Here is a 20,369-nt window from a genome sequence, read left to right on the forward strand (position 1 = left end):
AGTCTTAGTGAGGCCGCTCGGGAGCTTCAAGGGCGCGCGGGCAAGGAACCTGTCCGACCCGACGAAAGACGTAGAGCGCATTGCCCGCTCAACCTTGTGTATCCTCGCCCTTGCCAGCAGAGGCCTGCAGGCGTTCGCCCGCCGCGCCCGCGCGATACCACGCCCGGATCGCGGCGCGCTCTTGAGGCTCCATATAGGAGAGATTCGCGGGCGGCATCGCATCGGTCAGCCCGGCCTGCACATAGATCAGGCGCGCGGCGGCTGCGACCTCGCGCGGTGTCTCGAGGTGGATGCCTTTCGGCGCACGCCCGATTCCCTCGAAGCCCGGCTCGCTCGCATGGCACATCGAGCACCGCCCGAGCACGATGTCGCTCACATCCTGAAAGCCCGGCGCCTCTGCGAAGCGCTGCTCGTATGGGGTAAGCATCGCGCTGTCTTCCGCATCCTCACCCGCATCGGGTTTCGGAATCGAGGACAGCCAGATGATCGCCAAAAACAGCACAGCGGTCACACCCCAGGTCCACCACGGATTGCCCTTGTGGGCGTGATGGGTGTTGAAGAAATGCCGGATCGTCACGCCCATCAGGAACACCAGCGAGCAGATCAGCCAGTTGTATTCGCTCGCGAAAGCCAACGGGTAATGGTTCGAGAGCATCAGGAAGATGACCGGCAGCGTCAGGTAGTTGTTATGCGTCGAGCGCTGCTTGGCGATCTTGCCGTATTTCGGATCGGGCGTGCGGCCCGCCTTGAGATCGGCCACCACGATGCGCTGGTTCGGCATGATGATGAAGAAGACATTGGCTGTCATGATCGTCGCGGTGAAGGCGCCCATATGCAAGAGCGCGGCCCTCCCGGTGAAGACCTGCGTGTAGCCCCAGCTCATCAGGACGAGCAGCAGGAACAGCCCGATCATCAGCTTGTTGTTGTCCACCCCGAAGCGCGACTTGCACAGCCAATCATAGAACAGCCAGCCGATCGTGAGCGATCCTGCCGAGATCAGGATGCCCGCCCAGACCGGCATCTCCATCACCCGCGGGTCGATCAGGTAGAATTGCGCCCCCGCCCAATAGAGCAGGACCAGCATGGCAAAGCCCGACACCCAGGTCATGTAGCTTTCCCATTTGAACCAGGTGAGCCGGTCGGGCATCCGCTCGGGGGCGACCATGTATTTCTGGATGTGGTAGAAGCCGCCGCCATGAACCTGCCATGCGGCCCCGTTCACGCCCTTGGGCGCACCGGGTTCGGGCGCAAGGCCCAGATCAAGCGCGATGAAATAGAAGGAAGACCCGATCCACGCGATCGCGGTGATCAGGTGCAGCCAGCGCACCGCGAATTGCGCCCATTCCAGCCAAAACGTGTAGTCCATCGGTTATCCCCCGGTTTGCGCCAGAGTTTCCCAAGCTTTGTCCGAGCGCAAGCGATGGCGCGACGGAAAAGCCTGAAATTTACCCGGTCGCCCAAAATCGAGGCAGAGCGCGTCTGCCGGCGCTTTCAGCTGCCCCGATAGGTCGAGAAACTGTAGGGCGAGAGCAGAAGCGGCACGTGGTAATGCGCCTGCGGATCGGACATGCCGAAGCGGATCGGGATCTCGTCGAGAAAAAGCGGCTCCTCGCCCGCCTGCCCGCTGGCGCGCAGATAGTCGCCCGCAGCGAAGATCAGCTCGTAGGTGCCGGTGGCGAAACAGTCCGCCGGCAGGATCGGCGTATCGGTGCGCCCGTCGGAATTGGTGGCGGTTTCCGCGATCAGTTCGCGACGTTGCCCCTTGATCGCGTAAAGAGCGATGCGGAGCCCCTCGGCGGGGCAACCCCGCGCCGTGTCGAGCACATGTGTCGTCAGATATCCCGCCATCACCGCTCTCCTTTGGCCGTCATGCAACTCTCAACCACTATGCGTCCGCAGGCACCCGACCGCAAGATATCGCGCGATCACCGGAATTTGCTTTCTGTTACAGCACCCTGCGGTTGATCGCATCTCTACAGGGTTTACGTGACATAGGAGTTTCATGCAGTCGTCACATCCGCGTCACGCACAGGGGCGATGCGCAGCAGAAGAAAAGATTTGAAGAGTTCCCATGGCACAGGCTGATCGCTTCGCCACGCTCTCGCATCCGACACCTACCCGCGCCCCGGGCGGGCGCTTCGAGCCCAAAGCGCCGTAACCGGAGACGCGACATGACCCTCCCGCAAGACCGATCCACCAGCCTGCGCCCCCCACAACAGTTTCGCAGCCTGTTCCTATCCGATTTCCATCTCGGCGCGCGCGGATGCAGCCCCGGCCCGATCCTCGAATTTCTGCGCAGGGTCGAGGCGGAAACGATCTACCTCGTGGGCGACATTCTCGATCTGTGGCATGGCGGGCAGGTGCAGTGGGATGCCAAGCACAGCGAGATCATCGAGGTCCTCGAAGCTCAAGCCGCCTCAGGGACGCGCATCGTCTATCTGCCGGGCAACCATGATGCGCCGATGCGCGCACCCGGAATGAACTTCCTCAATTTCGAACTGTCCGAAACCGAGATCCATATCGGCGCAGACGGGCAGCGCTACCTCGTACTGCATGGCGACCAATGCGACGCGCGGATCCTGCGCTGGCACGTGATGACTCGCTTTGGCAGCCGGATGGACGCGCTCTTTCGCGGCATCGATTCCTGGCTTCGGCGCAGGCTGGGCCGAAGCGAGACCGAACGCAGCCTGATCCTGCTCGCGATCTCGGGCGTGAACCATCTGCTCGCACGCGGGGGCGGCTATGAGAAACGCCTCATCGCGCTCGCCGAAAGCGCCAAGGTCGACGGCATCATCTGCGGCCATTCACACAAGCCCGCATTGCGAGCGACGAGCGGGCTGACCTATGCGAATTGCGGCGACTGGGTAGACAGCCTGACCGCGCTGGCGGAAGATCACACCGGAGCGCTGCAACTTCTGCAATGGAGCGCGCAGCGCGCCCCGGTTTCGGTTCAGAGCGCGACGCCCGCCGTCGCGAAGGTGCCCGTATGACGATCCTTGTGACTCTTCTCGCAGCCCTTCTGGGCCTCACCCTCGCCGCGCATCTCTTGAGCGCCGTGATGACCGCGTGGCGCGAAGCACAGCCCCCCAAACCGGTACCCAACGATCTGCCTTTCGTGGCGCTCATGCGTCCGGTCTGCGGGCTCGATCCCTTTGACGCAGAGACTTTGGCCTCCTCGTTCACGCTCGATTACCCCGATTACGAAGTGATTTTCTGCGCCCCCTCCGAGCGTGACCCGGCCTGCGCGCTGGTCCGCCGCCTGATCGCCGAGCATCCCCACGTGCGCGCGCGCCTGCTGACCGGCCTTGATCCGGTCTCGGCAAATCCAAAACTCAACAACCTGCACAAGGGGCTGGCGGCGACGGAGGCGGAGTGGCTCGCGATGGCCGACAGCAATCTGATGCTGCCGCGCGACTACCTGCAGCGGCTGCTGGCCGAATGGCGCCCGGGTACCGGGCTCGTCTCGGCCCCTCCCGTCGCCGAGAGGCCCGGCAACCTCTGGGGATCGGTCGAGGCGGCTTTCCTCAACACCAATCAGGCGCGCTGGCAGGTGGCAGCCGACATGATCGGACTTGGCTTTGCGCAGGGCAAATCTCTTTTCTGGCGGCGCGATATCCTGATGGCGGGTGGCGGCTTCGAAGCGCTCGGGCGCAACATGGCCGAGGACGTGGCCTCGACCAAGCTCGTGCGCCGCCAAGGGCTGAAAGTCCGCCTGACCCGTCATCTTTTCGCCCAGCCGATCGGTGAACGCTCGGCGCGCGCGGTCTGGGATCGTCAGCTGCGCTGGTCCAAGGTGCGTCGCGACGGGTTTGTCGCGATCTTCGCAGCAGAGATCGCGCAAGGTCCGTTCCTGCCCTTCCTGAGCGCGATCGCTCTGGCGGCACTCGGCGCCCTTCCCTGGATCGCGCTGCCGCTTCTGGCCGCGCTCTGGTACGGCGCCGAAGTCGTTCTGGCGCGCATCGCGGGCTGGCCTGCCAGCGCGCGCGACATCGCCGCCTTCGTCATTCGCGACGCGATGCTGCCGGCGCTCTGGGTCAAGACCTGGTTCGGGCGCGACTTCAACTGGCGCGGCAATGACATGTCGCATCGCGAGGTCACCCGCGACGTCCCGGCAGCGGAGTGATCCGATGATCGGCCTCGAGACCCTTACCGCATTGATGGCGAAACACGGCCTGGCCGTGATCGCGCCGATCGCGGTGCTCGAAGGCCCGATCGTGACGGTGATCGCCGCATGGCTCGCGAGCCAGAACCTGTTCTCGGTCTGGTCGGTCTCGGTCATCGTGATCCTCGCCGACGTTGTGGGCGATGTGGGGCTTTATTCGCTGGGCCGATGGGGCCTGAACCGGATGCCCAAACGCTGGCGCGACAAGCTGGGGCTGAACCGCGCGCGCCTCGTCAGTGCGGGGCGGCATTTCCAGAACAAGGGTGTGAAGACGCTGCTCTTCGGAAAATGGACCCACTCGGCAGGCGCGCCGGTTCTGGTTGCGGCCGGGGTCGCGCGGATGAATATCTGGCTCTTCACGCTGACCAACCTGATCGCGACGATCCCGAAATCGCTCGCCTTCGTCGCGCTCGGCTATTGGCTGGGTTCCTATTACGGCAAGATCGACAGTTGGCTCACCAAGGGGTCGATCATTCTGCTGGTGCTGATCCTGTTCGGAGCCACGATCTGGCTCTTTCGACGCAAGAGGCAACACGGATGACCACGATCAGCTGCATCATTCCCGCCTATAACGAGGCACCGCGGATCGGGGCGGTGCTGGATCGCGTGCTGGGGCATCCGCAGATTGCCGAAGTGATCGTGATCGACGACGGTTCGCGCGATGGCACGCCCGAGATCGCCGAAGGCTACCGGGACGCCCATCCGCATCTGCGCGTGCTGCGTCAGGCACAGAATGGCGGCAAGACCGCCGCCGTGGCAGCCGGGATCGCCGAGGCTACGGGGTCGCATCTGATGCTGCTCGACAGCGATCTTCTGGGGCTGACCCATGGCGATCTCGGCGCGCTGATCGCACCTGTGACCAGTGGTCAGGCCGATGTCACGATCAGCCTGCGCCGGAACGCGCCACGCACATGGCGGGCGATCGGGCTCGACTACATCTCGGGAGAGCGGGTGATCCCCCGCGAGATGCTGGCGACGCGCCTCGACGCGCTGAACGCCCTGCCCCGCTTCGGGCTGGAAGTCTTCATGAACCGTCTCTGGATCGCGGACCGCGCGCGCATCGCCGTCGTGCATTGGCCCGGCGTCGACAGCCCGATGAAATCGGCCAAGCTCGGGAACTGGCGCGCGGGGCTGGCGGCCGATGCGAGGATGATGCGCGATATCTTCCGCACCATTACGCCGCATCGCGCTCTGGTCCAAATCATGACAATGAGAGCTTTGCGGGTGCGGGCGAGTACACATCCCACCCTGCGCACACAAGCGGAACGGATGCCGCGCTGACGGGTTCGCTCCGAGAGAGAGAGAGATCGGAGGCCCCATGTCCCAACATAAACGCGTCGTCATCATCGGCTCCGGCTCGGCCGGGATCTCGGCGCTGCGCGAAGTGCGCCGCGAGACCGAGGATTTCCTTATCGTGAATGCGGGCGATTGGGGCACGACCTGCGCCGCGCGCGGCTGCATGCCCTCCAAGGTGCTGATCGAGGCTGCCAATGCCTATCACCGCCGTCACGATTTCGAAGCCTTCGGGATCGGCGGGGCAGACGGGCTGAGCATCGACATCCCCGCCCTGATGGAGCGCGTGCGCCGGATGCGCGACGGCTTCACCCGCTCGCCCCGGTCGATCCCCGACAACCTTGGCGACAAGGCGATCTCGGCGCGCGCAAAGCTGCTCGGGCCGAACCGGGTCGAGATCGAGGCGCATGGCGAGGTGACGGCCGATGCGATCATCCTTGCCACCGGGTCATCCCCCGTGCTTCCCAAGCCGTGGGAGGCGTTCGGCAACCGCATTCTGACGACCGACACGCTGTTTGAACTGCCCGACCTGCCGCGGCGCATCGCGGTGATCGGCATGGGCGCGATCGGGGTTGAGCTGGCGCAGGCGATGGCGCGGCTCGGGATCGAGGTGCATGGGTTCGACGCGCTCGACACGATCGCGGGCATGACCGATCCGGAAGTGGGCGCGGTGCTGCGCGAACGCATCGCCGCCGAGCTGCCGCTGCATCTGGGCGCGGGCGCCGAGATTTCCGAAGGCGACAGCTGCCTGATCGTGAAGGGCGGTGACGGGGTGAGTTTCGAGGCCGATGCGGTGCTGGCCGCGATGGGGCGCAAACCCAATATCGCGGGTCTGGGACTTGAGAGCCTCGGCGTGCCCCTCAGCGATCGCGGCATGCCCGAGGTAGATCCCCGCACGATGCGTATCGGCGATCTGCCGGTCTTCATGGCGGGCGACGCGAACGGCATCCGTCCGATCCTGCACGAGGCCGCCGACGAGGGTCATATCGCGGGCCGCAACGCGCTCGCTGCCAGCGACACCGCCTATTGCCGCCGCACCTCGCTCGCGATTGCCTTCAGCGCGCCGAATGCCGTGCGCGTCGGCAAGACCTTCAAGGAGTTGGAGGGGCAGGAAATCGTGATCGGGGCCGCCGATTTCTCGAAACAGCCGCGCGCGCGGATGGCCGAGACAGCCCACGGGATGATCCGCATCTACGCCGAAGCCGGTAGCGGGAAGCTTCTCGGGACCGAGATGGTCCTGCCTGCGGGCGAGCATTTCGCCCATCTCTTCGGCCTCGCGATCCAGGCGGGGATGGATGTGCATGACATGCTGGCGATGCCCTTCTACCATCCCGTTCTCGAAGAGGGCCTGCGCGGCGCGCTGCGCCAGATCGCGAAAGAGCTGCCCGATCCGGGACGCTCCGATCTGGCCGATTGCCCCGAGACGGGGCATCCGGCGCTCGATTAAAGGGCTGCGATGGCGACCACGCGCGCGGCATTGTCGCGCGCGGTGCTGCCGTCTTCCATCACGAGCGAGTTCTCGAACCCGACCCGCGCCTTGCCGCCTTTCTCCAACGCATTGCGCAGGCAGGCAGTCTCGCCCTGACCGAAGGCGCAGATAGCCCAATCGGGGGTGATCGCCTCGGCCTGCATCCAGCTCAGGAACGGGTCGAGCATCGCGGGGGTCGAAACCTGCCCCTCGACATAGCGGCCCATCACGAAGATCAGTTGCAGCCCCGGATCTTGCAGCAGCCGGTCGGGCAGAACGCGGGCCAGCGCCTCGGCATCCTCGCGCGAGTAGAGGATATGCTGGACCCTGACGCCGCGCTCGGCCGCCTCTTCGAAGAATTTCGTGGCCAGCGGCTCGGGATCGCGCAGCATCTCGCGGGTCGAGACCGAGACCATCTCCGCACCCGAATTCAGCGCCACATAACGCTGATGGCCCGGCTCGTAGCGCCCCGACGCCTCGGTCGTGATCTGGACCGCCATGTCGCCCAAGCGCGGACGCAGATGGGCCAGCGCCTCGCGGTAAGCTCCGGTATCCAGTAAATGCCCCTCGGCATCGTCGCGCAGATGCAGGTGCAGTGCCCCTGCCCCTGCGGCTTGGCACGCCAGCGCAGTCTCGGTGATCTCGTCGAGGGAGATCGGCAGCGCCGGGTGATCGGCCTTGGTCTTGGTCGCCCCGTTCGGCGCGACCATGATGCGCGGCAGGCTCATCCCAGCACACCCCGGATCGCGATGCCGAGCTTTTCCACCAGTTCGCCGATCTGGTCGTCACTGATGATGAAGGGCGGCGCGAGCAGGATGTGATCGCCGCGTTGCCCGTCGATCGTGCCGCCCATCGGGTAGCAGATCAGCCCGGCCTCGAAGGCCGCCGCCTTGATCTTCTTGTTCACTGCCTTGCCCGGATCCATCGGCTCTTTCGTGGCGCGGTCGGCCACGATCTCGAGCCCGCGGAACATGCCGCGCCCGCGGATGTCCCCGATATGGGGATGCTGGCCAAAGGCCTCGCGCAAAGCCGCGTCGAGTTTCTCGCCCTGTTGAAAAGCCCGCGTGACCATGCCGCCCTCGGTGAGTTTCTTCACCACCGCATCGCCAGCGGCGGTCGCGGTCGGGTGGCCGATATAGGTATGGCCGTGTTGGAAGAAGCCCGAGCCGTTGACGAAAGCGTCGTAGATCTCGGCGGTGCAGAGAGCGGCGCCAATGGGCTGGTAACCCGCGCCGAGCCCCTTCGCGATGGTGACGATATCGGGCGCGATCCCGTCCTGTTCACAGGCGAACAGGGTGCCGGTCCGGCCCATGCCGCACATCACCTCGTCGAGGATCAAGAGGATGCCGTATTGGTCGCAGATCTCGCGGATGCGCTTGAAGTAGCCCGGCACCGGCGGCACCGCACCCATCGTCGCGCCCACGACCGGCTCGGCAATGAACCCGATGACGTTCTCGGCCCCGAGGCGCTGGATTTCCGCCTCCAGCTCATTAGCGACGCGCAGACCGTACTCTTTGGAGGTCTCGCCCTCTTCGCACCAACGGTATTCATGCACGGGCGCGATATGGCTCACGTCGATCAGAAGCGGGTTGAACTGCGCGCGACGCCATTCGTTGCCGCCCGCAGCCAGCGCACCCAAGGTGTTGCCGTGATAGGACTGGCGGCGCGCGATGAAATGCGACCGGCTCGGCTCACCCTTCTCCACGAAATATTGCCGCGCCATCTTCAGCGCGCTCTCCACGGCCTCCGATCCCCCGGAGGTAAAATAGACGCGATCGAGGCTCCCCGGCGCGTGAGCGATGAGCCGATCGGCCAGCCGCTCGGCGGGCTCGGAGGTGAAGAAACCGGTATGCGCGAAGGCGATAGCGTCGATCTGGTTCTTGATCGCCGAGATCACGTCGGCGTCAGAGTGACCGAGGCAGGAGACCGCAGCGCCGCCCGATCCGTCGAGATAACGCTTCCCGTTGGAATCGAAGATGTAGACGCCCTCGCCCTTAACGGCCAAGGGCGGATTGGACTTCGTATGACGCGGAAATACATGGCTCATGTCGGTCCCTCCTTCGGGACAAGAAAGCGTGAGGATCGCTGACCACAAGGTGAAACATATGTTTTACGAGTTGACAATATATGAAACAAATGAAACGGTCACTCCAACGCGATAACTGGTGATGGAACCTGGGGAGGAACATTGACCGGCAGCTTCGAACAGCGTCTGGCCGCACAATATGGAACCCTGTCCACGCGATTGCGTGAGGCGGGCGATTATATTGCGGACAATCCTGTGAACATCGCGACGCGCTCGCTGCGCACGCTTGCAGCCGATTCGAAACTTGCCCCGGCCACCTTCACCCGCCTCGCCCATGCGCTCGGCTACGAGAATTTCGAAGAGCTGCGCGAGGTGATGCGCGACCAGATCGGACGGCGCGTTCTGCCCTTCGCCGACCGGGCCGACCGCCTGCAAAAGGACGTCTCCGCACCCGACGAGGGATTTCTCAACCGCTATGCCGCTGCCAGCCAGGCGAATATCGCGGCCCTCGCGGGCATGATCGAACCCGGTCGGCTCGAGGCGGTGGCCGATCGTCTCGCCAAGGCGCGGCGTGTGGTCCTGCTGGGGGCGCTCGGCTCCACCGGCATCGCTGAATATACCGCCTATATCGCCAATTTCCTGGGCGACAACTGGGAGCTTGCGGCGCGCTCGGGGGCATCGTTGGGCTCGACCCTTGCCGGGCTCGACGAACGCGACGCGGTTCTGGTCATAACCAAACCGCCCTTCGCACGCTCCTCGATCCGGGGCGCGATTCACGCGCATGAGCAAGGCGCCCATGTTACACTGATCACCGACAGCCGCAGCTGTCCGGCGCTGCACGCTGCGGACGAGGTCTTCATCGTCCCCACCGACAGCCCGCATTTCTACACGAGTTACGTCGCCACGCTGTTCCTGCTCGAAGCAATTCTGGCGCTGGTGGCGAAACGCGCGGGGCCCCGCGCAACCGAACGGATCGCCGAGGTCGAGAGGCGCAACAGGCTTCTCGAGGAAGTCTACGCCCGCTGACCACGGCGCGACCGTAACCCAAGACCCAAAACGACCAACGGGAGTCAGAAATGAAAAAACTCTTCAAACTCGGCCTTGCTGCCGCTGTCGCGGGGGCGCTGAGCGCACCGATGGCGATGGCGAAGGATGAAACCTTCATCACGATCGGCACCGGCGGCGTCACGGGTGTCTATTACCCGACCGGCGGCGCGATCTGCCGTCTGATGAACAAGAACCACAAGGAAACCGGCGTGCGCTGCTCGGTCGAGTCGACCGGTGGCTCGGTCTACAACATCAACACCATCCGCGACGGCGAGCTCGATTTCGGCATCGCCCAGTCGGACTGGCAGTATCACGCCTACAAGGGCGACTCGAAATTCGCCGACAAGGGCGCGTTCGAAGGCCTGCGCGCGGTGTTCTCGATCCACCCCGAGCCATTCACCGTCGTCGCGCGCGCCGATAGCGGCATCAAGAACTTCGCCGATCTCAAGGGCAAGCGCGTGAACATCGGCAACCCCGGGTCGGGCCAGCGCGGCACGATGGAAGTTCTGATGGACGCGATGGGCTGGAAGACCTCCGACTTCGCGCTCGCAACCGAGCTGAAGGCCTCGGAGCAGTCCAAGGCGCTGTGCGACAACCAGATCGACGCGATGGTCTACACCGTGGGTCACCCCTCGGGCTCGATCCAGGAAGCCACGACCTCCTGTGACGCGGTGCTCGTCAACGTGACCGGCGATGCGGTCGACAAGCTCGTCGCCGACAACCCCTATTACGCCACCGCGACCATCCCGGGCGGCATGTATCGCGGCAACGCCGATGACGTGCAGACCTTCGGCGTGCGCGCGACGCTCGTCACTTCGGCTGACGAGCCCGATGATGTCGTCTACGCTCTGGTGAAATCGGTCTTCGACAATTTCGACGAGTTCAAGAAACTGCACCCGGCCTTCGCGCACCTCACCCCCGAGGAGATGGTGACCCAAGGTCTTTCGGCACCGATCCATCCGGGCGCTCTGAAATACTACAAAGAAAAGGGTTGGATTAAATAAGCCCTTCACAACTTGGGCGGGCGCGCTTGCGTGCCCGCCCTTTTTCGTTTCGTATTTCAGAATATCCCGCAGTGAGCGGACGGCCGACACGGGCCGCGAGGGGGAACGATGGCGGAAAATCGCGCCTTGAACGAACAGGAACTGCAAGAGCTCGTCCAGGCTTCCGACAGCGGGGCACGAAGCCCCAAGGGTTGGGTCGGGCTCATGGTCGCCATCGTGGCGCTGAGCTGGTCGGTGTTTCAGGTCATGTTGGCCTCGCCGATCGGGCCCTATGTGCTGCCCGGCGATCTGATCAACAACGCGCGCCAGATTCACCTGGCCTATGCGATCTTCCTCTCGGCGATGGCCTATCCGCTGTTCAAGGGATCCCCCAAGAGCTACGTGCCCTGGTATGACTGGATCCTCGGCGTCGGCGGCGCGCTGCTCGCCATGTACGGCTATTTCTTCTACCAGAAGATCGTCGACAACGGCGGTCTGGCCGATACGACCGACGCCTATGTCTCGCTTGTGGGGCTGGTGCTGCTGTTCATCGCGGCCTATCGCACGCTTGGCCCGGTGATGGTCGGGCTCGCGATCTTCTTCCTGTGCTACGTGTTCTTCGGCTCGTCGGACTTCTTCCCCGAGCAGATCCGCTGGGCGGGCGCGAGCTTGCGCAAGGCGATGTCGCATATGTGGATCACCTCCGAGGGGGTGTTCGGCATCGCGCTTGGGGTCTCGACCAAGTTCGTGTTCCTCTTCGTCCTCTTCGGCGCGCTCCTCGAGAAAGCCGGCGCAGGCAACTACTTCATCCAGATGGCCTTCGGCGCGCTCGGTCACCTGCGCGGCGGGCCGGCTAAAGCCGCCGTCGTCGGCTCGGCCGCGACCGGCCTGATCTCGGGCTCGTCGATCGCCAACGTGGTCACCACCGGCACCTTCACCATTCCGCTGATGAAACGCGTGGGCTTTTCCGCCGAGAAAGCGGGCTCCGTCGAGGTGGCCTCCTCGGTCAACGGCCAGATCATGCCGCCGGTGATGGGCGCTGCCGCCTTCCTGATGGTGGAATATGTCGGCATCTCCTACCTGGAGGTCATCAAGCACGCCTTCATCCCGGCGATCATCTCCTACATCGCGCTGTTCTACATCGTCCATCTCGAGGCGGTGAAGAGCCGGATGCCGACGATCGGCGACCGCGTGGTCTCGGTCTGGCGCACCGCCTTTGGCATGTTCGCCTTCTTCGCGGGCTTCGCGGCTTTGTGCTACGCGGTGCAATTCCCCGTGCAGCTGATCACCTCACTCGTGCCTGAAGGCGCGGGGTGGATCCTCGCGGTGCTCGTTGCTTTGGCCTATGTCGCGCTCGTCTGGATCGCCGCCAAGGCGCCCGAGTTGGAACCCGACGACCCGAATTCGGAAATCGTCAAGCTGCCGGACATCAAGGAGATCTACACCGCGGGCCTCTATTACCTGCTGCCGATCGTGGTTCTGGTCTACTTCCTGATGATCGAGCGCAAGTCGCCGGGCCTCTCGGCCTTCTGGGCGTCCTTCCTGCTGTTCTTCATCCTGCTGACCCAGAAACCGCTCAAGGCGATGTTCCGCGGCGAGAGCGCCCCGATGAGCCGCTTCAAGGAAGGCCTGTTCGACCTGATCGGCGGCATGATCGACGGCGCGCGCAATATGATCGGGATCGGCCTTGCCACCGCAACCGCCGGGATCATCGTGGGCACCGTCTCGCTGACCGGGATCGGTCAGGTGATGGCGGACTTCGTCGAGTTCCTTTCGGGCGGCAACCTGATCCTGATGCTGATCTTCGTGGCGATCCTGTCGCTGATCCTCGGCATGGGCCTCCCGACCACGGCGAACTACATCGTGGTCTCCTCGCTGATGGTGGGCGTCGTCGTCCATCTGGGCGCGCAATCGGGCCTGATCGTACCTCTGATCGCGGTGCACCTGTTCGTGTTCTATTTCGGCATCATGGCCGATGTGACGCCACCGGTGGGCCTGGCCTCTTTCGCGGCCGCGGCCGTGTCGGGGGGCGATGCGATCAAGACCGGATTCACCGCCTTCTTCTACAGCCTGCGTACCGTCGCCCTGCCCTTCGTGTTCATCTTCAATACCGACCTGCTGCTGATCAACGTGACCTGGTATCAGGCGATCTTCGTCTTCATCATCGCCACGATCGGCATCCTCGTCTTCACCGCGGGCACGATGAACTGGTTCATCACTCGCTCGAAGCTCTGGGAAACGGTAGCGCTGCTTCTGGTCGCCTTCACCCTGTTCCGTCCCGGCTATTTCATGAACATGGTCGAGCCGCCCTATACCGAGATCCCGCCCGCCAATATCGTGCAGCGTCTCGAAAAGGCGCCGGTCGGGCGAGAGCTGCGTCTCGTCTTCTCGGGCCCGGATTACGACACGGGTGTTGCGAAGGACACGACTGTCCTGGTGAAGGTGCCCGAGGGTACCAACGGTCAGGAAAAGCTCGATAAACTTGGCCTGAGCGTGACCGATACCGATGGCAAGATGGTCGCGGACGAGCCGATGTTCGGCACGGAACTGCAACAGAAACTGCAGGGCTTCGACTTCTATGGCGATACGCCGGTGACCCTGTCGAACGTGAAGGTGCCCAATGACCAGCTCCCGAAAGAGCTGATGTTCATTCCCGCCTTCCTGCTGCTCGGCCTCGTCGCCTTCCTGCAATATCGCCGCAAGGAAGACGACGACGCGGCCTTTGCCCAAGGAGAAACCGCATGACCAAGACCATTCTCTGCGCGATCGACATCAACCGCCCCAAGACCGAACGCAAGGTTCTCGAATGGGCGGAGAAACTGGCCACGATGGAGGGCGCCCAGCTCGACGTGATCACCGTGGTGCCCGATTACGGATCGGCGGTCGTGGGCGCGTTCTTCTCGGACGATCACACCGCCAAGGCCAAGGAACACGCCCATGACCTGCTCGCAAAATTCGTGAGCGAGGTGATCGGCGCCGAGGCAAATTCGAAAGTGCGCCATATCGTCGGCGTCGGCACCGCCTATCACGAGATCATCAGCGTCGCGGAAAAGGACGGCGCGGATCTGATCGTGCTCGGCGCGCATCGCCCGGATCTCAGCGACTACCTGCTCGGCCCGAATGCCGCACGCGTGGTGCGCCACTCGAACTGCTCGGTCTTCGTGGTCCGCTGAGGTTTCCAGCGACGGCAATTGACGGGGCGCAGCGCGAAAGCGTTGCGCCCCGTCCGCGTTCTGGCCATCGGTGCACCAGCTAGGCTGCGGGCTGATAGACCGCGGCCTCGCCTCGCCCGGCAAGCACGCAGGCTCCGGCCAGCTCGGCGCGGCGATGGTTCGAATACTCCGCCGGCATCCGCAACGCCGCATATTGGCGCCCGTCCTCGTCGTTGCGATAGGTTGGCCCCATGCGGCTCACATCATAGCCCAGCTGGCGCAGAGCCCGCATCAATGCAAGCGACGACAGGCAGATCAGCTCGCTCGCTCCGCGTGCAAGCGCCCGTTCCACCAATCCGTCGACGATCATCCGCAGGCAGGCGGCCCGCTCGGCATGGGTCGTCAGCGTCTCCGAAATCACGAGGCGGGTACATTCCCAGACCTCGGGGCTGGCGATCTCGTCGGGCAGGATCTCTGGCGGGATATGAGGCAGCTTGCCCAGATGCGCGTCGCGCAGCATGTAGGTGCTGCCGCCCCAGATCGCAGCCGTCGACATCGCCCGCGCCCCGCCGACCACCCGCCCATCCTTCAAAACGAGCGAGTAATGGGCAAGCGGCGTGTCGTACTGGTCCATTTCCACGTCGTCGTTATGGGGTACATCCCAGCCCAGTTCGTCGACGAAGACTTGCTTGCGCAGCCGCAGGAAATCGTAAAACGCGGTGCCGAAGCGGTGAAGTTCCGAAAATTCAAAGGTGCAGTTTTGCATTGGGTTCTCCTTCTGGATACCCAATCGAAACCATGAATTTATGAACAATACACCATTTTAGGTTGCGTTTACCTAAATCAATCGCCTCGAAGTGGCAATAGCCAGCATCTCGATGGCATTCTTTGCACCAAGCTTGCGCGAAGCCGATGTCAACCGCGCCTTCACCCCGCTTTCACTGATGTCGAGCTCTGCCGCTATCTGCTTGATCAGAAGCCCGTCCGCCCGGTAGCGGATGGCCTCCAGCTCAGCCGCGGTGAGCGAGCGGTGCGAAGCATCGAGATGCAGCTCGCGCAGCATCGCGAACACCTCGTCGAGTTCCTCATCGGTGAAATCACGATCCGAGCGGAACAGCACGGCATAGCTGCGTCGGCCAACGTCATGGGGATCGTTGAAAGAGACCGTCGCACCGAAACGCAGCCCCATCTGCCGTGCCATCTGGCGCACGCCACGCGGATCTTCGAGCGTCATGTCATCCCAGCGCACCCAGCCGAGATTGCCGTAGACCCAGCGCATCGAGGGATCCTGGACCACCAGCCCTTCCTGGGTGTAGCGATCCACCCATGTGCTATCCAGTCGGTTGAGCTCGGACTCAGGAAAAGCATAACCTACGCGCAGCGCAACATAAAAGCCGGCTGGTGCGATGGCCTGTAGACGTGTATCGCAGTCCCTGATGTCCATCAGTTGGTCAAATCACTTGCGCTCCGAATGCACTCGCCCTACCGTTCCGGGGTCGCAGTCGGGCCAGACAGGAACAACCTAAAGACGAAAGTCGGCGATGAAAACAGCAAACCGTAAAGAAATAGCGGCAACACTCGACGAGTTGAGTGCGATCTGCGACACCGGCTTCGCGCTCGCCCTGCACATTCGCTTCACGCGCCCGAACATCCTCTATCGCACCTATCCGCAGAAATGGCTCGACCATTACAGCGAACACGGAATGATGATCGAAGATCCCGTGGTGCTCTGGGGGCTGCGCGAAACGGGCATGGTCCGCTGGGCTGACCTGCCCGACCCGCTGGGCATCGTCTCTCAGGCGGAGGCCTTCGGATTGCGCAACGGGCTGACCTGCTCTGTCGGCCCGAACAGCTCGCGCTCGATTTCGGGTTTCACCCGGAGTTCGGGCCCGTTCAGCGACAGCGAGGCCGAACATCTTCTGGCCCTGACCCAGAGGCTGCACGACATGACGGAAAACCTCTCCGATCTCTGAGTGCCGCTGCCGCGCGCATCCCGAAAAGTTCCGGCTTTCAGCCGCTTGCGGCGTGTCGCGCGGATCAGGCCAACTCGTGCGTTCCGCAGCGCCGCGAATCGTTAAGGGGCGCCGGGAAGGAAAATCGAAACACGATGGCGCTCAGACAATACAACCTGAGCGTGTTTTTTTCATCGTTCCGAATACCACTTTCAGACAATCCCACGTGATTGCACCCGAGCGCCCTCTGTTTTCCTTGATCTGCATTAAAGACGTTACCTACCCTATTGAATATTGTTAACTCAGGGATTTTACGGAGACGCCGTTATCCTCCTTTGCTGCCAGCAGGAGTGGCGTTTATTCTGTGGGGTACCTGTTCTTTCTGTGGGGGGAAGGACAATGACGGAACTGCCGCGTTTCAACGCGCGAGATCGCGCGCGACGTGAAAGAGGGATGGCGCTGCGCTGTCTCGTAACGGGTGGGGCGGGTTTTCTCGGATCTCATCTCAGCGATCGGTTGATAGAGAGGGGGCATTCGGTGATCTGCGTCGACAACCTCCAGACGGGCCGGTTGAGCAACATCGCCCATCTGCTGGGAAATCCCGCATTCGAGTACCGACAGCACGACGTGATCGCGCCGCTCGAGATCTCGGGCCGGATCGACCGGATCTACAATCTCGCCTGCGCGGCCTCGCCGCCGAAGTACCAGCGTGATCCGATCCATACCTTCCAGACCTGCGTGTTCGGCATCCTGAACATGCTCGGGCTGGCCCAGCGCGAAGGTGCGCGTATCCTGCAAGCGTCGACGTCAGAGGTCTATGGCGACCCCGAGATCAGCCCGCAGCCCGAAAGCTATCGCGGCGTGGTCAATACGGTCGGCCCGCGCTCTTGTTACGACGAGGGCAAGCGCGCCGCCGAAACGTTGATGCATGATTTCCACGAGGCGCGCGGCGTCGATATCCGCATCGCGCGGATCTTCAACACCTACGGCCCGCGCATGGACCCGGGCGACGGGCGCGTGGTGTCGAACTTCGTCACCCAAGCGCTCTCGGACAAGCCGATCACCATTTACGGTGACGGCATGCAAACCCGCTCGCTGTGCTTCATGGACGACCTGATCGAGGGGCTGATTGCGCTGATGGAAAGCGAAACGGTTGGCCCCGAGCCGGTCAATCTCGGCAATCCCGGCGAGTTCAGTGTCGGCGAGATCGCACGGATCGTGCGCGACATGTGCAATTCGCGCTCGCAGATCGTCCATTCTGAACGCCCTGTTGACGATCCGCACCAGCGCTGTCCAGATATCGGTCGCGCCAGGCGCATGCTAGGCTGGGCGCCGACGGTCAGTCTGACCGAGGGGCTTGCCCCGACGATCGCCTATTTCCGCTCGGAGTTGGGTCTCGTCGGGAGGGAGATTGGAGGCGTTGCGTGATATTAAGGCCTGAGATACGCGCCGCGCAGGCGGCAGGTTATCTCGCTCCGGTACTGAACCGGTCGCAATCCATGCGATACCGCACGCTGATCGCTCTGTGGCTTCTCGCAACCGTCTATTTCTGGAGCTGGTGGCTCGACCCGGTTCACATCCTAAGTTGGCCACCCTTCCTGATCATCACGGCAACGCTGGCGTGGCTGCTGGCGATGCAGCTCTATTTCATGGTCGTCTTCCTGCAGGCGCAGCGCGCCGTCTCTCCGGACCCTGAGCCGGGCAGATGGCGGGTTGCGATGATCACGACGAAGACGCCCTCCGAGCCGTTCGACGTGGTGCGCAAGACGCTGGAGGCGATGCTGGCGCAGGACTATCCGCATGACACATGGCTTGCCGATGAAGACCCGGCGCCGGAAACTCTCGCATGGTGTGCGGCGCATGGGGTGAAAGTCTCGTCGCGCAAGGGTGTGGACGCCTATCATCAGGCGACATGGCCACGTCGCACGCGATGCAAGGAAGGCAACCTCGCCTATTTCTATGATCATTGGGGCTATCGTGACTACGACATCGTCAGTCAGCTCGACGCCGATCACGTGCCAAGCCCGGGCTATCTCCTTGAAATGTTGCGCCCCTTCGCCGATCCCGACGTGGGCTATGTCAGCGCGCCTTCGATCTGTGCGGCCAATGCCGACAAGAGCTGGGCCGCGCGCACGCGCCTCTATTTCGAAGCCGCCTTCCATGGCGTGTTCCAGGCTGGTTACACCGGCGCCCTGGCCCCGATGTGCATCGGCTCGCATTACGCGGTGCGCACGACGGCTTTGAAAGAGGCCGGCGGTCTCGGGCCGGAATTGGCCGAGGATCACTCGACCACGATGCTCATGAACGCAGCGGGCTGGCGCGGTGTGCACGCGATCGACGCGATCGCGGTGGGAGACGGGCCCGCCACAGTGACCGATCTCGTGACGCAGGAGTTCCAGTGGTCGCGCTCGCTGCTCAGCCTGCTTCTGCGCTACACGCCCCGCTATCTCGGCAAAATGCCGTTCCGGCTCAAGTTCCTGTTCGTGCTTTGCCAGAGCTGGTACGTCTTTTTCGCATTGTCGATGTCGATGATGTATATAGCACCGATAGTCGCCGTGACCTTCGACCTGCGCTTCGCGGATGTGACCTATCCCGCCTTCATCGGTCATGTGCTGCCTGCGGGCATTCTCACCCTGATCTTCGCCTTCATGCTGCGCCACGATGAGTTCTTCCGCCCCAAGGACGCCAAGATCATCGCCTGGGAGAAAGCCCTCTTCGTGATGATGCAATGGCCCTGGGTTCTGTCGGGGGTTCTCATGGCAGTGTACGATCGGCTCTCGGGGAAATTCGTCGACTTCCGCATCACGCCAAAGGGCGAAGCGGCGTCGCTCGTACTGCCCGAGAGGATCATCGCAGTCTATGGCGGGCTCGCCCTTGGCGCCCTGCTTCCGGTGCTGCTCGTCGGCAATGTGACCGAAGCGCGGGGGTTCTACCTGCTCTCGTTTTTCAACGCGGCTTTCTACTTTGTCCTGCTCAGCGTCATCTTCGGCGCGCGCGCACGGCATGTGCAGATCGATTGGCGGGGCTGGCCCCGTGACATGGCGGTCCAGATGGGCACGTTGAGCATGATCGTCGCACTCGGCTTCAGCGCGCTTTGGCTGCGCGGCAGCGAGAGCCTTTATGCATTGATGGTCGGACTGAAATCGGTTCAGCTGGCCAAAGTCGAATACATCGTTTCGGGCGCCGGAATGGGCGCGCCGGGACAACCGAAATTTCGCGTAAGCCCTGCTTGGAAAGACTAGGTGGGGACGCGAATTTGAAGGAGGGAAATGGTATGAAACACCACAACATAACGCGCCGAGGCGTGATGGCCGGAGCGGCGGCTCTGGGTCTGTCCCTGTCAATGCGACAGGCACAGGCAGCAGCCCCCGTCGAGGTCCCGCCCGGCACCCTCCCCTTTGGCGTCTATGACCCCGACGGGGATTTCGCCGACAAGACGGGCGTCGTCATCGAACACCTCTTCCTGCCGTGGGAAGACGTATACCTGCCCTCGCTCAACGATGCGGACGAATATGCGCTCGCGCGGAACCGCGCGCTTCTCGTTACGCTCGAGCCCTGGACCTGGTCGCGCTCCGAGCGCAACACCGCGCAATATCTGCGCCGTGGCATCGAGCGCGGCGAATACGATCCGAACATGATCGCGATCGCGGAAGTTCTGGCGACGCTCAAAAGCCCCGTCACGCTGCGTTTCGCCCATGAGATGGATGACAAGACCGGGCAGTTCATCTGGTCGGACTGGAAACCCGATGATTACATCTCGGCCTATCGCCGGATGACCGATCTCGCCAAGCAATACGCGCCCGACATCTCTCTGATGTGGTCGCCGCTCGGTGACGAGAACATGGCCGATTACTATCCGGGTGACGAATATGCCGACATCATCGGCCTGACCGTCTTCGGTCTTCAGGCCTGGGATAAGGCGAAATACGGCCGCGACCGGACCTTCGACGACATCTTCCGTCCGCGCTACGAGCGCGCCGCGGCCTTCGGCAAACCCGTTGCGGTGGCCGAGCTCGGTTATGTGGGCGATCAGGCCTATGTCGACATGTGGAAGAACCGCATACGCGAAGAGAAGCCCGATTACCCGAGCCTCGTCGGTGTCAGCTATTTCAACCAGATCGAGGTTTATCCCTGGCCGGAGGGCTTCGGCACGCCGGATTGGCGAATCAAGAACCAGGTCCTGAGCTGACCTACCACCCCTAGCGGCAATTTTTTGCCGACACGGGGCGATCACGACAAGATGTTGATGCCGCGCAGGAAATCCAGCTGCGCGGCATTTTCAGTTT

General features: G+C 63.1%; 19 protein-coding genes. 13 read left to right on the top strand and 6 right to left on the bottom strand.

Annotated features, from left to right (window positions below; translation table 11 throughout):
• Positions 1 to 88: 88 nt before the first annotated feature.
• Positions 89 to 1,366, bottom strand: a complete 1,278-nt coding sequence (locus BMI90_RS00305) for a urate hydroxylase PuuD (RefSeq protein ID WP_078524798.1) — start codon at positions 1,364 to 1,366, stop codon at positions 89 to 91.
• A 125-nt stretch (positions 1,367 to 1,491) separates the two neighbouring features.
• Positions 1,492 to 1,848, bottom strand: a complete 357-nt coding sequence (uraH, locus tag BMI90_RS00310; protein WP_078524800.1) for a hydroxyisourate hydrolase — start codon at positions 1,846 to 1,848, stop codon at positions 1,492 to 1,494.
• 323 nt (positions 1,849 to 2,171) lie between these two features.
• Between uraH and BMI90_RS00315 the strand changes: the two genes are divergently transcribed.
• Genes BMI90_RS00315 through BMI90_RS00335 form a run of 5 tightly spaced genes read left to right on the top strand, consistent with a single transcriptional unit; the run spans position 2,172 to position 6,902 of the window.
• On the top strand, positions 2,172 to 2,990 hold the full coding sequence (locus BMI90_RS00315; RefSeq protein ID WP_075777168.1) for a UDP-2,3-diacylglucosamine diphosphatase: 819 nt from the start codon (positions 2,172 to 2,174) through the stop codon (positions 2,988 to 2,990).
• Positions 2,987 to 4,123: a ceramide glucosyltransferase gene (locus BMI90_RS00320; protein ID WP_078527112.1), complete on the top strand. Its 1,137-nt coding sequence runs from the start codon at positions 2,987 to 2,989 to the stop codon at positions 4,121 to 4,123. Before BMI90_RS00315 ends, BMI90_RS00320 begins: the two co-directional genes overlap by 4 nt.
• A gap of 4 nt (positions 4,124 to 4,127) precedes the next feature.
• Positions 4,128 to 4,703, top strand: coding sequence for a VTT domain-containing protein (locus BMI90_RS00325; protein ID WP_078524802.1), 576 nt, complete (start codon positions 4,128 to 4,130; stop codon positions 4,701 to 4,703).
• Positions 4,700 to 5,443, top strand: a complete 744-nt coding sequence (locus BMI90_RS00330; protein WP_078524804.1) for a glycosyltransferase family 2 protein — start codon at positions 4,700 to 4,702, stop codon at positions 5,441 to 5,443. Before BMI90_RS00325 ends, BMI90_RS00330 begins: the two co-directional genes overlap by 4 nt.
• 37 nt (positions 5,444 to 5,480) lie before the next feature.
• The gene (locus BMI90_RS00335; protein WP_078524806.1) at positions 5,481 to 6,902 is read left to right on the top strand and encodes a dihydrolipoyl dehydrogenase; all 1,422 of its coding nucleotides are present in this window, start codon (positions 5,481 to 5,483) and stop codon (positions 6,900 to 6,902) included.
• Here the strand turns inward: BMI90_RS00335 and BMI90_RS00340 are convergent.
• Positions 6,899 to 7,651, bottom strand: a complete 753-nt coding sequence (locus BMI90_RS00340) for a 3-keto-5-aminohexanoate cleavage protein (protein ID WP_078524808.1) — start codon at positions 7,649 to 7,651, stop codon at positions 6,899 to 6,901. The two genes, BMI90_RS00335 and BMI90_RS00340, sit on opposite strands and share 4 nt — an antisense overlap.
• Positions 7,648 to 8,970 carry an aspartate aminotransferase family protein gene (locus tag BMI90_RS00345; protein ID WP_078524810.1) on the bottom strand — a complete coding sequence of 441 codons (1,323 nt, stop codon included), beginning with the start codon at positions 8,968 to 8,970 and terminating at the stop codon, positions 7,648 to 7,650. The genes BMI90_RS00340 and BMI90_RS00345 overlap by 4 nt, the downstream gene beginning before the upstream one ends.
• A gap of 141 nt (positions 8,971 to 9,111) precedes the next feature.
• Here BMI90_RS00345 and BMI90_RS00350 point away from each other — a divergent pair, with 141 nt between their 5' ends.
• The 4 genes from BMI90_RS00350 (at position 9,112) to BMI90_RS00365 (ending at position 14,152) form a co-directional block, all read left to right on the top strand.
• Positions 9,112 to 9,975, top strand: coding sequence for a MurR/RpiR family transcriptional regulator (locus BMI90_RS00350; protein ID WP_246831465.1), 864 nt, complete (start codon positions 9,112 to 9,114; stop codon positions 9,973 to 9,975).
• Between the two features lie 50 nt (positions 9,976 to 10,025).
• Positions 10,026 to 11,000, top strand: a complete 975-nt coding sequence (locus tag BMI90_RS00355) for a TAXI family TRAP transporter solute-binding subunit (RefSeq protein WP_078524812.1) — start codon at positions 10,026 to 10,028, stop codon at positions 10,998 to 11,000.
• A 108-nt stretch (positions 11,001 to 11,108) separates the two neighbouring features.
• A complete protein-coding gene (locus BMI90_RS00360; protein ID WP_078524814.1) occupies positions 11,109 to 13,724 on the top strand; it encodes a TRAP transporter permease in 2,616 nt (871 codons plus the stop codon).
• Positions 13,721 to 14,152, top strand: a complete 432-nt coding sequence (locus BMI90_RS00365; RefSeq protein ID WP_078524816.1) for a universal stress protein — start codon at positions 13,721 to 13,723, stop codon at positions 14,150 to 14,152. Before BMI90_RS00360 ends, BMI90_RS00365 begins: the two co-directional genes overlap by 4 nt.
• 79 nt (positions 14,153 to 14,231) lie before the next feature.
• On the opposite strand, the gene BMI90_RS00370 is transcribed toward BMI90_RS00365, so the two are convergent.
• Positions 14,232 to 14,897 (bottom strand): acyl-homoserine-lactone synthase, encoded by a 666-nt coding sequence (locus tag BMI90_RS00370; RefSeq protein WP_078524818.1) that lies wholly within the window; start codon positions 14,895 to 14,897, stop codon positions 14,232 to 14,234.
• Positions 14,898 to 14,969: 72 nt separating this feature from the next.
• Positions 14,970 to 15,575, bottom strand: a complete 606-nt coding sequence (locus BMI90_RS00375; RefSeq protein ID WP_078524820.1) for a LuxR family transcriptional regulator — start codon at positions 15,573 to 15,575, stop codon at positions 14,970 to 14,972.
• A 97-nt stretch (positions 15,576 to 15,672) separates the two neighbouring features.
• Between BMI90_RS00375 and BMI90_RS00380 the strand changes: the two genes are divergently transcribed.
• The 4 genes from BMI90_RS00380 (at position 15,673) to BMI90_RS00395 (ending at position 20,272) form a co-directional block, all read left to right on the top strand.
• On the top strand, positions 15,673 to 16,104 hold the full coding sequence (locus BMI90_RS00380) for an autoinducer binding domain-containing protein (RefSeq protein WP_078524822.1): 432 nt from the start codon (positions 15,673 to 15,675) through the stop codon (positions 16,102 to 16,104).
• Positions 16,105 to 16,536: 432 nt separating this feature from the next.
• Entirely contained in the window at positions 16,537 to 17,511 is a 975-nt protein-coding gene (locus tag BMI90_RS00385) for a UDP-glucuronic acid decarboxylase family protein (RefSeq protein ID WP_078524825.1), read from the top strand.
• Complete coding sequence (locus BMI90_RS00390) at positions 17,508 to 19,325, top strand: glycosyltransferase family 2 protein (protein ID WP_246831466.1); 1,818 nt, start codon at positions 17,508 to 17,510, stop codon at positions 19,323 to 19,325. Before BMI90_RS00385 ends, BMI90_RS00390 begins: the two co-directional genes overlap by 4 nt.
• Before the next feature lie 32 nt (positions 19,326 to 19,357).
• Positions 19,358 to 20,272 carry a glycosyl hydrolase gene (locus tag BMI90_RS00395; RefSeq protein ID WP_078524829.1) on the top strand — a complete coding sequence of 305 codons (915 nt, stop codon included), beginning with the start codon at positions 19,358 to 19,360 and terminating at the stop codon, positions 20,270 to 20,272.
• Positions 20,273 to 20,369 lie beyond the last annotated feature (97 nt).

The sequence above is a fragment of the Thioclava sp. L04-15 genome (assembly GCF_002020275.1).
Taxonomy (GTDB): domain Bacteria; phylum Pseudomonadota; class Alphaproteobacteria; order Rhodobacterales; family Rhodobacteraceae; genus Thioclava; species Thioclava marina.